Origin of the sequence: Mangrovibacter plantisponsor, from assembly GCF_003182475.1 — a bacterium.
GTDB lineage: Bacteria > Pseudomonadota > Gammaproteobacteria > Enterobacterales > Enterobacteriaceae > Mangrovibacter > Mangrovibacter plantisponsor.
Map to the genome: position 1 here is coordinate 291,831 of NZ_QGTS01000006.1, position 15,132 is coordinate 306,962.

Annotated in this window: 14 protein-coding genes; 3 read left to right on the forward strand and 11 right to left on the reverse strand. The window is 53.3% G+C overall.

Features of this window, described 5'->3' with window-relative positions; all coding sequences use genetic code 11:
• Window positions 1-113: 113 nt before the first annotated feature.
• The 10 genes from DES37_RS11765 to DES37_RS11810 all read right to left on the reverse strand — a co-directional run bounded on the left by DES37_RS11765 (window position 114) and on the right by DES37_RS11810 (window position 8,996).
• Window positions 114-911 carry a PhzF family phenazine biosynthesis protein gene (locus DES37_RS11765; RefSeq protein ID WP_110025886.1) on the reverse strand — a complete coding sequence of 266 codons (798 nt, stop codon included), beginning with the start codon at window positions 909-911 and terminating at the stop codon, window positions 114-116.
• Between the two features lie 90 nt (window positions 912-1,001).
• Window positions 1,002-2,069 (reverse strand): AbrB family transcriptional regulator, encoded by a 1,068-nt coding sequence (locus DES37_RS11770; RefSeq protein WP_110025887.1) that lies wholly within the window; start codon window positions 2,067-2,069, stop codon window positions 1,002-1,004.
• Window positions 2,066-2,623, reverse strand: a complete 558-nt coding sequence (locus DES37_RS11775) for an isochorismatase family protein (protein WP_110025888.1) — start codon at window positions 2,621-2,623, stop codon at window positions 2,066-2,068. Before DES37_RS11775 ends, DES37_RS11770 begins: the two co-directional genes overlap by 4 nt.
• Window positions 2,624-2,633: 10 nt before the next feature.
• A complete protein-coding gene (locus DES37_RS11780; RefSeq protein WP_110025889.1) occupies window positions 2,634-3,065 on the reverse strand; it encodes a MarR family winged helix-turn-helix transcriptional regulator in 432 nt (143 codons plus the stop codon).
• 150 nt (window positions 3,066-3,215) lie between these two features.
• On the reverse strand, window positions 3,216-4,274 hold the full coding sequence (ansB, locus tag DES37_RS11785; protein WP_036106642.1) for an L-asparaginase 2: 1,059 nt from the start codon (window positions 4,272-4,274) through the stop codon (window positions 3,216-3,218).
• Window positions 4,275-4,311: 37 nt separating this feature from the next.
• Window positions 4,312-4,527, reverse strand: a complete 216-nt coding sequence (locus tag DES37_RS11790; RefSeq protein WP_146211510.1) for a hypothetical protein — start codon at window positions 4,525-4,527, stop codon at window positions 4,312-4,314.
• Window positions 4,528-4,535: 8 nt separating this feature from the next.
• Window positions 4,536-5,492, reverse strand: coding sequence for an ABC transporter permease (locus DES37_RS11795; protein ID WP_110025890.1), 957 nt, complete (start codon window positions 5,490-5,492; stop codon window positions 4,536-4,538).
• Window positions 5,489-6,460: an ABC transporter permease gene (locus tag DES37_RS11800; protein WP_110025891.1), complete on the reverse strand. Its 972-nt coding sequence runs from the start codon at window positions 6,458-6,460 to the stop codon at window positions 5,489-5,491. The genes DES37_RS11795 and DES37_RS11800 overlap by 4 nt, the downstream gene beginning before the upstream one ends.
• Entirely contained in the window at window positions 6,453-7,937 is a 1,485-nt protein-coding gene (locus DES37_RS11805; protein WP_110025892.1) for a sugar ABC transporter ATP-binding protein, read from the reverse strand. Before DES37_RS11805 ends, DES37_RS11800 begins: the two co-directional genes overlap by 8 nt.
• Window positions 7,938-8,012: 75 nt before the next feature.
• The gene (locus tag DES37_RS11810; protein ID WP_036106927.1) at window positions 8,013-8,996 is read right to left on the reverse strand and encodes an autoinducer 2 ABC transporter substrate-binding protein; all 984 of its coding nucleotides are present in this window, start codon (window positions 8,994-8,996) and stop codon (window positions 8,013-8,015) included.
• A 505-nt stretch (window positions 8,997-9,501) separates the two neighbouring features.
• Between DES37_RS11810 and DES37_RS11815 the strand changes: the two genes are divergently transcribed.
• Window positions 9,502-11,040, forward strand: coding sequence for a DUF2235 domain-containing protein (locus DES37_RS11815; protein ID WP_110025893.1), 1,539 nt, complete (start codon window positions 9,502-9,504; stop codon window positions 11,038-11,040).
• A gap of 49 nt (window positions 11,041-11,089) precedes the next feature.
• Here the strand turns inward: DES37_RS11815 and DES37_RS11820 are convergent, their stop codons facing one another.
• Window positions 11,090-11,812 (reverse strand): GntR family transcriptional regulator, encoded by a 723-nt coding sequence (locus DES37_RS11820; protein ID WP_110025894.1) that lies wholly within the window; start codon window positions 11,810-11,812, stop codon window positions 11,090-11,092.
• A 296-nt stretch (window positions 11,813-12,108) separates the two neighbouring features.
• On the opposite strand from DES37_RS11820, the gene DES37_RS11825 reads away from it, so the two are divergent.
• Both DES37_RS11825 and DES37_RS11830 read left to right on the forward strand, forming a co-directional pair.
• Window positions 12,109-13,728, forward strand: a complete 1,620-nt coding sequence (locus tag DES37_RS11825; protein WP_110025895.1) for an alpha-glucoside-specific PTS transporter subunit IIBC — start codon at window positions 12,109-12,111, stop codon at window positions 13,726-13,728.
• Window positions 13,725-15,050 carry a 6-phospho-alpha-glucosidase gene (locus DES37_RS11830; RefSeq protein ID WP_036106662.1) on the forward strand — a complete coding sequence of 442 codons (1,326 nt, stop codon included), beginning with the start codon at window positions 13,725-13,727 and terminating at the stop codon, window positions 15,048-15,050. The genes DES37_RS11825 and DES37_RS11830 overlap by 4 nt, the downstream gene beginning before the upstream one ends.
• The last annotated feature ends 82 nt before the right edge of the window (window positions 15,051-15,132 follow it).

Below are 15,132 nucleotides of genomic sequence, written 5' to 3' on the forward strand. Positions count from 1 at the left end.
GCTGATGATATCACAGTGTGGCAGCCACAACCGTTTACAATGGTGCGAATAACATAATTACCACTGGGCAGGGAAGGCACTAAAATTGCCCCCCTGTGGTAATGCCCGGAAAATTACAGAGTAAAAGCCCCTACCAGCATAGTGCGCGCCTGCCCGCCAATGTTCACCCGTCCAGGTTCACCCAACGCGAGCGACAACTCACCACCACGCGCAGAAGCCTGGAACGCATGCAATTGCGTTTTCCCAAGCTCAGCGCACCAGTAAGCCGCCAGAGCGCAATGTGCAGAGCCGGTTACCGGGTCTTCATTCACCCCCACCCAGGGAGCAAAGTAACGCGAAACAATATCGAACCCATTTTCGCCACGGGCGCTCACCACAATTCCACGCCCGGGTAACGCCCGTAAGGCCGCAAAATCTGGTGCCAGCTGGCGTACAACAGCTTCGCTACTGACCACAATAAAATGCTTCTCACCGAACATGCCCTGTGCTGTTACTTGCTCATCAGTAAGCCCCAGTGCGGCAAGATATGCCAGCCCGGCAGGCACTGCCATATTGGGTGGCAACAGCGGGAAATCCATAGTGATAGCATCCCGCCCTGCCGTTACATGCAGCGGGCCAGAAAGGGTTGTGAATGTTAATGTTTCCCCGCTATTAAGCGCACCGGTTTGCTGTAAAACATGCGCAGTGGCGAGCGTACCGTGCCCGCACAAGTTAACTTCGGTAAGCGGGGTAAACCAGCGTAACTGCTGGCTGCCAGGGGTATAAAATGCCGTTTCGGAAACAGCCATTTCAGCGGCAATTTTTTGTAGCAGCGCATCAGGTAGTGGTTCGGGAGTAAGACACACCCCGGCAGGGTTTCCGGAGAAGGCCTGGTGCGCGAATGCATCCACCAGGTACATAGCCAGTTCCATGCAGACATCCTTTGTGTTAACGACTGAGCCAACACCCAGTATCACACAGTCCGGCTCATCTGCGAACCGCGTATCTTTTTACCTACTTACCTACTCTGTCGCACGCCTTTGCATCCAGTTGGCTATCCAGCGTGATAACAACGGCCCGGTCAGCATCACCAGAATAAAGCGCCCGGTTTGCATCGCCATCACGAAAGGCAAATCCACATTACTGGACGAAGCGATAATCGCCACCGAATCCGCACCACCCGGACTGGTTGCCAGGTATGCGGTTAACGGGTCGATACCTGCGAACCGCACCAACAGCCAGGCAAACCCGGCACACACCGCCACCAGAGTGAATACGGAAAGCAGCACACGTGGCAACGCATGGGCTGCATGGCGCAGGATCTCTGCGGAAAAGCGCAAACCAATGCCCCAGCCAACAAACGCATAAGCCAGTGCCAGCAAGGTTTCTGGCAGTGTAATAGCCAAACCACCGGCATCTTGCGCAACCGTTGCCAGCACCAGTGCCAGTAACATGGGCCCGGCAGGGAGCTTAACCCAGTGAGCCAGCAATACGCTGCCAGCGATAACCAGCAAAGTGGCGCATAGTGGCCACAGAGGTACCGGAGCAAACCAGTTTATCTGGGCTGCGGCACCATCCGGAATATCGCTCACCCACAGGCGAGTTACCAGTGTGGCGACCAGCGCCACCACCATCACCCGCAAATACTGCATAAATGCCACCAGGCGCACATCGGCACCAAAGCTTTCCGCCATCAGTGTCATGGCGGTAGCGGCACCTGGAGAAGACCCCCAAATTGCCGTGGAACCAGGCAGAACCTGGTAGCGGGCTAACAGCCCTCCCAACACCAGGCTGGCGATAATAACCGAAACCACACACCCCAGAAACAGTGGCCACTGGCGAGCGATTTCGTGAAAAATCGAGGGAGGAATAGCGGCAGCAATCATAGCGCCCACCACGGCCTGCGCACTACGAAATAACGGGCGGGGAATACTCACCGGGCGGCTGGATGCCGCAAAACCAATAGCCGCAAACATCGGCCCCAGCAATAAAGCCGCCGGGATCTGTACCGCTTCCAGAACCAGAACCAGCAAGGCGGAAATCAGTACCAGCCCGCACCAGCGGGCCAGTGATGCCGGCGCCTTAATCACCTGGCGCTAACCTGTGCCAGAACATCGGCTGTGGTGCCGGTTTCCCCAAGACGCGGGAAAATACGTTCAATGCTGTTCGCATGGGTTTCTGCCGCCAGATCGGCCATTGCATCTACCGCCAGCGCCACGTTGTAACCCAGCTCATACGCCTGGCGGGCAGTGGATTCAACACCAATACTGGTTGCCACACCCACCACAATAACCTGGGTCACACCCCGTTGTTGCAGTTCACTATGCAGCGGCGTGTTGTTAAATGCGCCCCAGGAGTGTTTAGTAACAGTGATATCGCCAGCCTGTGGGGTCATTTCCGGGATAAGCGTTGCCCAGTTGGCAGGCAATTCACCACTGTGGCGCGGCTGTTCTGTACGCCCGGGAGCGCCCCCGGCAACATTCACCAGCACCACGGGGAGCTGTGCGTTGCGAAAAGCGCCAACCAGTTGGGCGCATTTTTCAATAACCGGGCGAGTATCCTGCGCGCCAGGCAGAGAAACAATGCCATGTTGCAGGTCGATAACGATCAGTGCCGTATTGGCATCAAGGGTAGTAATAGCCATGTATAACCTCTCAGGATGAATAGTCAGCCAGTTTCTGGAGTAAAGGGACAAGTTGCGTTAATTGCCGCTGTTCGTCCTGTGAAAGCTGGCTCTCCATGGCTTGCAATAACCAGTCATCACGCATTGCGCGGTTAGCTGACACCAGCGCCAGGCAGGCTTCAGTGGCGTGGTAACGTGTTTTGCGCCCGTCGTTCGGGTCGGGTTCACCGGTCACCATGCCGGATGCCTGTAAACTGGCAACGGTTGCGCCCATTGACTGGGTTCGCACCCTTTCAGCATCGGCCAGTTCGGTAACCGTCATGGCACCATCACGCACCAAATAGCCCAGCACAGCAACCTGAGACCAGGTTAAATCGCCCGGAGGTGCAGATGCGCGCAAACGGCGCGACAGCCTGCCAACCAGGCTGCGCAGGCTGGCAGCGGTTAGGGTTGAATCGTTCATTTTATGCGCTCCTTACTCCATACAGGCAGTCTACAGTTACGAAGGAAAACTTGGTAGTTTACCTTCGTATCATTTTGTAACCACCCGGTTAACAGGGACAAAAAAGCCCGCCAGCATGGAAACTGGCAGGCAGGTAATAACGATATTGTGTTAATACGAATCAAAAATAGCCTGGATACTTTCTGGCGACTCAGTTTGTGTCAAAGCCAGTTGCAGCAAGATGCGTGATTTCTGTGGGTTCAGTGTGCCTGCAGCCACAAAGCCATACCGGGCATCATCAATTTCCGCATCACGCGTGGTAGCGCCGCCAGGTACTCGCGAAGAGCGCACAACAGCAACACCCTGCCTGCGCACTTCAACCAGTGCATCAAACACCTGGTGGTAAAGATTACCGTTGCCCACACCGGCACTGACAATCCCTTGTGCGCCCTCGCCAGACAGCGCCTTCACTGGTGCCGCAGAGGCGTTGGCGTAGTTATAGACAATATCCACCTTTGGCAGGGCATCAAGTTTGCTGACATCAAACACAGTCTGAGCCGGATGCCTGCGTGCAGAAACCCGCAGGTATTCGACCCGCCCATTGTGAACCAGCCCCAGTGGGCCAAAATTCGCACCCTGGAAAGTCTGCACCCCGGTGGTGTGGGTTTTTGTCACGTCGCGGGCATCAAACACCATGTCATTCATTGCCACCAAAACACCCCGGCCCGCCGAGTGTTTATCTGCCGCAACCACCACTGCGTTATACAAATTAAATGGCCCGTCTGCGCTCATTGCGGTTGCCGGACGCATCGCCCCCACAAGAACCACTGGTTTATCGCACTTTACCGTGAGATCAAGAAACCAGGCCGTTTCTTCCAGCGTGTCTGTACCGTGGGTAACCACAAAGCCATCGCTGGCCGCGCATTGTGCATTAATCTTTTTAGCTAATGACAACCACACTTTGTCATTCATGTCTTGTGAGCCAATATTTGCCACCTGCTCACCTTTAATAATGGCCATATCACTAAGCTGTGGCACTGCGGCAACTAACTGGTCAACATTAAACTGCCCGGCAACATAGTTAGATTGTGTGGCGGACTCACCACCACCAGCGATGGTGCCACCGGTTGCCAACAGAGTGATTGTTGGTAAGGTTTGCGCAAAAACGGAAACGGGGGAAACGAGTGAAAAAACAAATGCACTTGATATAAACGAACGGGGAATGACCATTCTCAACTCTCCTGTCGAGGCTATATTCCAGTAAGGGCTATGTATTCCAGTAACCGTGCGCCTTCCCACCGCCGGGCGATAAAAACACCAACACCCGCCCAGGAAAACGCCACGGCATTATCACCAGGTACTGGTTTTTTTCTGTGATACATCCCCAGGGAATCCCGTTCCCACCCGGCAAAATACCCGGCTTGCGGTACAGGCCGCAAAATTGCCGGCCAGCCAGTGCCCGGCGGGCTCGTTCAACCTTCACGACAAGTTTCAACCTGGCCGGGATACCCCCATCATGCCGCGCACCTGAATAAAGCACAGCAGTAATGTGCCCCACAGTGCCATGGTGAGATAAGGGCTGACTCCCATCATGTTAAAGCCACTTTCAATGGTTTGCAGGAGAAACAACGCCAGCACCATGCCAATAATACGCCCGCTACCGCCATCGGGGTTTACCCCGCCCAGAACCGCAGCCAGAATCGACACCAGCAGGTAAGATTCCCCATAAGAGGCTTTGGCAGAGTTCAGTTTGGACATCATTAAAAACGCGGCCACCGCGCACAACAGCGCAGAAATCACATACACCTGAATCAGCACCCGGCGGGTATTAATCCCGGCATAACGTGTTGCCCGTTCATTGGAGCCAATCAGGTAGATGGCGCGGCCCAACGGGCTTTTCTCCAGCAGCACCCACAGCCCCAGCGCCACCAGCGCAAACAGCCACAACGGCAGCGGGATACCAAACCACTGGGCATGGTTCAGCCACAACACCCAGTCCGGGTAATTGGCAATGGCACTGCCGCCGGTTATCAAAATATTGATACCTTTCAGCAAGGTCATCATGCCAAGGGTTGCCAGAATCGGCGATACCCGTATCCCGGCAATCAATACGCCATTACATAAGCCGATAAGCACCGCAGTGCCTGCACCGGCACCCAACGCACCCAGTGCAGAAAGCCAGCCCGGCGGATAACTGGTTGCCACCCAGGCCATAACCAGTGAACAGGCGTTGGCCGTGCCAATAATCGAAAGATTAATCCCACCGCATAACATGGTCATCGCCATTGCCAGCGCCAGAATCCCCAGCACCGGCATTTGTGACGCCACTGACTGAAAGTTACTGACCGACCAGAAAATATCCGGCATCAGTACACTGAAAGCGGCCACCACCAGCAACAACAACCCCACCAGGTAAAACTCCACATTATTACGCCAGGCGATTTTCATAACAGACTCCGGTTCTGGTGCTGGCTCCAGGCAGTCGCACTGATACTCACAACGATGATGCTGCCGGTAATCAGTGTTTGCCAGTAAGAGGATACGCCCAGTAAATTCAGGCCGTTTTGTACTACCGCCAGTAAAATCACCCCTAATAATGTACCGGTGAGCGTACCCCGGCCGCCCACCAGACTGGTTCCGCCCAGCACCACCGCCGCCAGCACTGTCAGTTCATAGCCCAGTAGTGAATCAGGCGCCACGGTTTGAACTGTCCAGGCCTGAACCACACCCGCCACACCCGAAAGAAAACCCATATAGCCATAAACAAACAGGTGCAGCCGCAACACACTGAAGCCAATACGGCTGGCAGATTCCCGGTTGCCGCCCATGGCGTAAATCTTGCGGCCAGTGGTGGTGAAATTCATGATAAGCCCGGTCAGTGCCACCACCGACAACATCGCCAGTAATGGCAGGCTCAGCCCGTAGTCATAACCATCTGCATCGGTGTATTTGAACAGCATGATGCCTTTTTCGAACCAGGGGGGAAAATCGTACAGCCACACCCCTTTGCTCAGCCATAACAGCAGGCCGTAGAAAATATTCAGCGTAGAAATAGTAATGATGATAGACGGCACATTCAGGCGATTAACCAGCAGAGCATTGACCAGGCCCAGCAGCACGCCAATACCGCCAGCCAGTAAAAACGCCACGGCAAAGTTGCCGCCAATGTGATGCAACAGCAACACCATGCCGTACTGGGCAATAATGGTCATCGCCGGAAAAGAAATATCAATACCGCCAGAAATCAGCACCATAAACAGCCCGCAGGCCAGAATGGTTAACATGGCATAGTTATTCACCAGGTCATACAGGTTACCCAGGGTAAAAAACTCATCGCTTTTCCAGGCCAACCCGGCAAACAGCACCACAATCAGTAGCCCCAGCCAGGTTTCGTGGCGTTTGAATAAATCAGCCATTGACCACCCCGGCTATCATCTCTTGTGTACTGTTTTCTGGCAGGAAACTGTGGGTTAACCGCCCCTGCTGCATCACCAGAATACGGTGGCTCTGGTACCAGGCTTCTTCAATTTCATCGCAAATCATCACTACCGCGATACCATGGTTCGCCAGGTCGCTAATAATCTGGTAAATCCCGGCTTTGTTGGCGATATCCACACCAACCGTTGGGCTGTCGAGAATCAATAACCGGGGAGTAATCGCCAGCCATTTGGCAATTGATACCCGCTGGGCGTTCCCCCCCGATAACGTATTCACCGGCAAATGAACATCAGGCACTTTAATGCTCAGCGCTTTTACCAGGCGGGACACCAGGCCCCGGCAACGGGTTTCATCAATCAGCCCCACAGTATTAGTGACCTGCGGGAACACCGTGCTGATAACGTTATTCTCGATAGACTGCGCCATTACCAGCCCACGGTTCATCCGGTCTTCTGAGACATAACCAATGCCCTGGCTGATCGCATCCTGGTTACTGCGCAGTTTCACCGGGCGGCCATTAATGCGGATTTCACCGCTGTCTGGCCGGGTGAGCCCGAACAGGCTCAGACAAAGTTCAGTGCGCCCGGCACCCAGCAGCCCGACAATGGACACCACTTCTCCGGCCTCCACCTGAAACGACACATCCTGGTATTCCCCGGCCCGTGACAAGTTCACGACTTCCAGCACCGGCGTACTGCCCGCACTCTGGCGCAATGCGCGAGTCTGGTATTCAAACTGCTGCCCCGTCATCAGGAAACCCAGGTGTTGCGTTGTCATATCGGCTGCCGGGTAAGTGCCCACAAGTTCACCATCCTTAAGAACCGTGATGTTGTCCGACACCGCCAGCACTTCTTCAAGCCGGTGGCTGACAAACACCACACAGATACCTTTTTCCCGAAGCTGGCGCACCACCGCCAGCAACCCTTCCACTTCCTGATGGGTTAGCGAAGCCGTGGGCTCATCCATAATAATCAGCCTGGCATCCTGGGCCAGTGCGCGGCAAATAGCCACCAACTGGCAACGGGCAATAGACAGCGATTCCACGGACGTATCCAGTGGCAGGGAAACATGAATACTCGCCATTGCCTGTTCAGCAACCAGGCGTAGTGCCCGGCGTTTCACCAGCCAGCCGTGGTGGTAGTGGTTGACGGCAATGTTTTCCCACACACTCAGGTTGGGAAACAGCGAGAGATCCTGGTAAATCACCTGGATCCCCTGAGCAACAGATGCCGAAGGCGTCAGGCGCGACCAGTGCTGGCCGCCAAGAGTTATCTGCGCACCGTCATCAGGGCGGTAAACCCCGGAAATAATTTTGATCAGTGTGGATTTGCCACAACCATTTTGCCCGGCAAGGCAGTGCACTTCGCCAGGCAGAAAATCGAGCGCCACGTCGTTAAGCGCACGGGTGCCGTGAAAGGTTTTACTGATATGACGCAGTGAAAGAAACGGTTCCATAATCGTAATCCACCCGGTCCTGGTGCTGGCACCAACCGGCCAGAGGGCATAACCGCCCCTGGCCTTGTACCAAACTCAATACAGCGAATCGATATTGTCTTTATTCACCAACAACACTTTGTGGAAGCGAATGATATGTTTATCCATATCCACTTCCGCTTTCCCCAGGTTCTTCACTTCAAAGTCAGGCTTGATGGCGCCGCCGTTCAGCAACGTACTGGCGACAGCCGTCAGTGCATAACCGGCCGTTGCCGGATCGTAGGTGATCCCTTCAGTAATATCGCCACTGCGGATCAGCGAAGCTGCCTGAGACGGGATCATCATGCCGTACACCGCCACTTTGTTTTTCGCGCGTTTTTCTTTCACTGCACGGCCTGCGCCAATTGGCCCGTTAGAACCGAAGGAGACAATGGCTTTCAGGTCCGGGTAGGTTTTCATCAGATCCAGCGTGGTGCGGCGTGAATCATCCACGCTTTCCGCAACTGGCATACGGCGGGTCACTTCATGCATTTGGGGGTAATGCTCTTTCTGGTATTTCACCAGCAAATCTGCCCACAGGTTATGCTGCGGCACTGTCAGGCTGCCCACATAGATAACGTAGCCGCCTTTACCGCCCATACGCTTCGCCATGTGCTCAACGTATTCAGCCGCAAATTTCTGGTTATCAATAATTTCGATATCCCAGTTAGCGCTGGGTTGCCCAGGGGATTCATTGGTTAACACCACAATACCGGCATCACGCGCTTTCTTGAACGCAGGTTCCAGTACGTTGGCATCATTCGGAACAATGGTGATGGCATTCACTTTGCGGGCAATCAGGTCTTCAATGATTTTAACCTGTTGCGGCGCATCGGTACTGGCAGGCCCAACCTGGGAGGCATTCACGCCAAAGTCTTTTCCCGCCTGTACCACCCCTTCACCCATGCGGTTAAACCAGGGCATACCATCAACTTTGGAAATATTCACCACCGTTTTTTCTTCGGCGTGCAACGGCGCAGACAACACCGCCGCCCCCATCAGTAATGCAGACAACATACTGGCAATAAATTGCTTACTCATTTTCAGCCTCATATTTATTCGTCAGGACAGCGGTAAGAAAATGCGGCATACACAACAGACCATGAAATGTTGCCGCTTATCATGATTTTGTTACGTTTTTTTAACGACAGTCAGATTTGAAAATAGTTGGCGCGCCGGAAATATCCTGCTGGAAATATGGATAAACGCGCTGTTATTTTTCTATGTGATGAGACTCACGCCCTGATGCAAAATTAATTGGGAATTACGTGAAAAATTAGCACCGGTGAAATACGACGTAGTTTAAAACACCGCAAATACCAGCTCTCACATCCCGTTTTCCTGATTATTATTGGGACTCAGTACTGGTTTTCCCAAAAATACGAAAAAAGCATGAATAGCCAGCGGCATACATCAGCCGGAGTTGCCCATAAGCCCTACTATGGCAGCAATAAAAATAGCCAAAATGTAATAACCATGAACTATAAATGGATAATTGCCCTGTCTTTCAGAGCAGCGAAAACAACCCTACACACAGGATATAACCATGCTCAATCTGATTATTTGTTGTGATGGTACCTGGAATACGCCAGATCAAATGGACGACGACCTCCCGGCGCCAACTAATGTAGTGAAACTCTATAACGCGCTGGAGAACAACCCGGCACAACGCCGTTATTATCACCCCGGTGTGGGTACAGACGGCACCTGGCTTCAGCGCATGGCCGGAGGAGGCACCGGTGCAGGCCTGAATGAAAATATTATGAGTGCTTACGGGTGGCTGACACAAAATTACCAGCCAGAAGCGCGTATCTGGTTATTCGGATTCAGCCGTGGTTCCTGGACCGTGCGCAGCCTTGGCGGAATGATTGCCCGCTGCGGTTTGCTGGATCCGGTGGCGTCGAAAATGGATGAAAAGCAACGCTGGGCAGCAATTAAAGACCTGTTCGAGATCTACAAGACTCCAGAAAATGAGGCTAAACCGGTAACCGCTACTGCACAGCACGCTTTTTTCAATGTGCCGCAGGGGGCTCCCACCCGGCACAGTGTCAGTATTGAATTTATTGGCGTGTGGGACACAGTCGGTGCGCTGGGTGTGCCGGATGATATGGCTTTGCTCAACCTGCTGGACAACCCGGACAATTATCGCTTTCACGATACCAGTCTGAGTCATATTGTGAAGCACGCACGCCACGCCATTGCCATAGATGAAAAGCGCCAGAGCTTTTCCCCCACCTTGTGGAGCAATGAAACAGCCCATACGGATATGAAGCAAATCTGGTTTCCTGGTGTCCATGCTGATGTGGGTGGGGGTTATGGGCAAAGTGCGTTATCAGACGGAGCCCTGCAATGGATGATGGAAGAAGCGCAGGCCTGTGAGCTGGTGTTTCGCGCGGATACCATGGCGCAGCTTCACCCGGATTATTTGGGCTACCTGCATGATTCCGTTACCGGTGTCTTTAAATCGCTGAAAACCCGCCCGCGGAATGTACCCTGCTTTACCACGCAAGCCAGCCAGTTACACTCGTCTGCATTAAACCGCTACCACAACCCACCGCTAACCCAGGGTAGCTACTGGCCTACCACAGTGTTGGCTGAAGGTGACAATACAACTGTTACGGTGTTTGCCCGTGAGCACTGGAATGCAACCGGGTTGTACCTGGAAGCCGGGAAAACCTACCATTTTCAGGCGCAGGGTGAATGGATGGATAGTGACATCCCCAGTGGCCCGGCAGGCTGCGATAACGGCAAATTTCAGTTAAGCAAACTGGCACACAGCGTTTCATCACTGTTAGGTAAAGCCGAAACGCTCTACCAGAAATTCACCCATAACCACACCGCTGATTTCTGGTACACCAAACGTGAGGAACAGTACCCCTGGTTCGCGCTGGTTGGTATGGTTGCCAACGATTTTCCTTCGGGAAGCCAGCAGGATGAAAAATTACCCCATGAAGTCTTTCTGATTGGTGACACAACCACCTTCACACCTAAGGCAAGCGGCTACCTCTACGCTTTCGCCAATGATGCATGGCAAACCTACCACAATAATCGCGGTAGCGTCGCGCTAACAGTCACCTGTAAGTAGCCCGCACCAGAGAGCAGCATCAGTACCCTGCCTGCTGCTCTCTGACCACTCACAATAACGGCTGTTGCGGCGCACTACGGCGCAAATGGTAATCCACCTGGTATTCGCGAGTATTACGGTACATTACTGAGTAATTGAGGAATACCCCGTTGTCGTTGTAAGACAACGAACTGATCCTAAGCAAAGGCGTGTGCTCAGCAACATTTAGCTGTTCAGCCAGTTGCCGGTCTGCCAGCACGGGTGTCAGGCTTTCATAGTTGCCACTAATCGTCAGCCCACACTCTTTCTCAATATAATCAAACTTCGACCCTTCAAGATGCGCCAGCGATAAATAAGGAAACAGCACGACAGGCATATAGCTGTCTTCCAGCATCAAAGGCTTGCCATCCACGTAACGCAGGCGGCGGGAAAACCAGATCCGGTCATTAAGCTGCACCCGCAGTTGCCGGGCAATTGCAGGCGGTGCGGGCATCACTTCAAATTTCAGCACCTGGCTGGCAACCTCTTTGCCCTGCAGGCGCAGCACTTCCGCCAGGCCGCATAAACTGTTGGTTTCATGGTGAACATCTTTACGGGCGACAAACGTGCCACTGCCATGGCGGCGAACCACCAGCCCCCAGCTCACCAGTAAATCCAGCGCGTTACGAATTGTCATGCGCGCCACACCAAATTCCTGTGCCAGCGCCTTTTCACCAGGCAACGGGCTGCCCACAGCATAATCCGATGAATTAAGGCGCACCCGTAACCGTTCTGCGATTGATTTGTAGATCACTACTGGACCTCTTTTTGCCTCAGCCATGAGTAAAATGAACTGGCGTTTCCGTTATAAAGTTATTTAAAAACAATTAACTAATAGAAAAACCAGTAACACATCTTCAGCCAGTTTCTGCACTTGTCTGGTTTCACAATAAAAAGTAGACATCATGCGCTGTAATTAAACTTTGAAAGCTATCACAAACCCGGTGTTCTCACCCGGCCATCGCATGCGCCAGTTCTTATTCTCAATACCGGCCAGCACGACAATGAAATAAGGCCTCTTACCCGGTTGGTTTATGTGAGGATTTTACAATGCTCAGTCAAATACAACGTTTCGGCGGTGCGATGTTCACCCCGGTATTATTATTTCCGTTTGCAGGAATGGTTGTTGGCATAGCTATTATGCTCAGCAACCCGCTTTTTGTCGGGGAGTCACTGACCGCGCCGGAAAGCTTATTTGCACAAATTGTTCATATTATCGAAGAAGGTGGCTGGAGCGTATTTCGCAATATGCCCCTGATCTTCGCCGTCGGCCTGCCCATTGGCCTGGCGAAGCAGGCTCAGGCCAGAGCGTGCCTTGCCGTACTAATCAGCTTCCTCACCTGGAACTATTTTATTAATGCCATAGGAATGACCTGGGGAAATTTTTTCGGCGTAGATTTTACTCAGGACCCCATTGCAGGAAGCGGCCTGACACTGATAGCCGGAATAAAAACTCTGGATACCAGTATTATTGGCGCAATTGCTATATCCGGCATAGTTACGGCATTACATAACCGTTTTTTCGATAAACCCTTACCCGTTTTTCTGGGTATTTTTCAGGGCACGTCATTTGTTGTAATTATTGCATTTCTGGTAATGATCCCCTGTGCCTGGCTGACATTACTGGGCTGGCCGAAAATCCAGATGGGCATTGAATCATTACAGGCATTTTTACGCACTGCCGGTGCCACTGGCGTGTGGATCTATACCTTCCTGGAACGCATTCTGATCCCCACCGGGCTGCACCACTTTATTTACGGCCCGTTTATCTTTGGCCCGGCCGCGGTCGAAGGCGGTATTCAGGTTTACTGGGCACAACATTTACAAGAATTCAGCAACAGCAGCGAACCATTGAAAGCGCTGTTCCCTGAAGGCGGTTTTGCCTTACACGGTAATTCCAAGGTGTTTGGCTCAGTTGGAATTGCCCTTGCGCTGTATTTCACTGCCGCGCCAGAAAACCGGGTAAAAGTTGCCGGGTTGCTGATCCCGGCCACACTCACCGCCGTTCTGGTGGGCATTACCGAACCACTGGAGTTCACATTCCTGTTTATCTCCCCGCTGCTGTTTGCCGTGCATGCCGTGCTGGCTGCCACCATGGCGACAGTGATGTACCTGTGTGGCGTAGTTGGCAACTTTGGCGGCGGCTTACTGGACCAGTTTTTACCCCAAAACTGGATCCCGATGTTCCACCACCACAGCGGCATGATGTTCACCCAAATTGGGGTCGGCCTGTGTTTCACCGCGCTCTATTTTGTGGTGTTCCGCACCCTGATTCTGCGGCTCAACCTGAAAACCCCCGGCCGCGAAGCCAGTGAAGTGCGCCTGTACAGCAAGGCCGACTACCAGGCTGCCCGCGGAAAAACCCCGGCCCCTGCCACCAGAGATACCCGTACCGGCCAGGCCTTCGGGTTCCTGGAAGCGCTGGGCGGAGCCGCCAATATCGACAGCATCAATAACTGCGCCACCCGCCTGCGCATTGCCCTGGTGGATATAGCGCAAACCCAAAGTGACGACGTTTTCAAAGCCCTTGGCGCCCATGGCGTGGTGCGCCATGGCAACAGTATCCAGGTGATTGTCGGGCTGCATGTTCCGCAGGTGCGGGACCAACTTGAAAGCCTGATGAAAGCCGCTTTAACGAATGAATCCAACACCATGACGGAGGCAGTATGACAAATAAATTTTCAGTGGTAATCGCCGGTGGCGGCAGTACCTTTACCCCAGGCATTGTGCTCATGTTGCTGGCGAACCAGGACCGCTTCCCGTTACGAGCGCTGAAATTCTATGACAACGATGGCGCACGCCAGGAAGTTATCGCCGAAGCCTGCAAAGTAATTCTGCAGGAGCAGGCGCCTGATATCGCGTTCAGCTACACCACCGACCCAAAAGAAGCCTTTACTGACGTGGACTTTGTGATGGCCCATATCCGCGTGGGTAAATACCCAATGCGTGAGCAGGATGAAAAAATCCCTCTGCGCCATGGTGTTCTGGGCCAGGAAACCTGCGGCCCGGGTGGGATTGCCTACGGCATGCGCTCTATTGGCGGCGTACTGGAACTGGTGGATTACATGGAGCAATACTCCCCCAATGCCTGGATGCTGAATTACTCCAACCCGGCGGCCATTGTTGCAGAAGCCACCCGCAGACTGCGACCAAATGCAAAAATCCTCAATATTTGCGATATGCCCATTGGCATTGAAGGGCGTATGGCGCAAATTGTCGGGCTGAAAGACCGCAAGCAAATGCGTGTACGTTACTACGGCCTGAACCACTTCGGCTGGTGGACCCAAATCGAAGATTTGGCAGGTAATGATTTAATGCCACAGTTGAAAGCCTATGTGGCACAACACGGCTATGTTCCCCCGGCAAAAGATACCCATACTGAAGCCAGCTGGAACGATACCTTTGCCAAGGCAAAAGATGTCCAGGCGCTGGACAGCGCAACCCTGCCCAATACCTACCTGAAGTATTACCTGTTCCCGGATTATGTGGTGGCTCACTCCAACCCGGAAAGAACGCGGGCAAACGAAGTAATGGACCACCGTGAAAAACAGGTATTTGGTGCCTGCCGGGCCATTATTGAAGCAGGGAATTCCAGTGCGGGAGAACTGGAAATCGACGAACATGCTTCTTACATTGTTGACCTGGCTGCTGCCATTGCGTTCAACACCCAGGAGCGCATGTTGCTGATTGTTCCCAACAATGGCGCAATTGCCAACTTTGATGCCGATGCCATGGTGGAGATCCCCTGCCTGGTAGGGAAGAATGGCCCGGAACCCCTGACTGTTGGCGAAATCCCGCATTTCCAGAAAGGGATGATGGGCCAGCAGGTGGCGGTGGAAAAACTGGTGGTGGATGCCTGGGAACAGCATTCTTACCAAAAGCTGTGGCAGGCCATTACCCTGTCAAAAACAGTGCCCAGCGCCACGGTTGCCAAAGCGATTCTCGATGACCTTATTGAGGCGAATAAAGCATACTGGCCTGAATTAAACTAACCCTTCCTTTTGTTGCTTCCCGCTCGCCCGGGAAGCAACGCTCCCGAAAGCCGGATAACGGCAAACCAACTCTGATTACCCC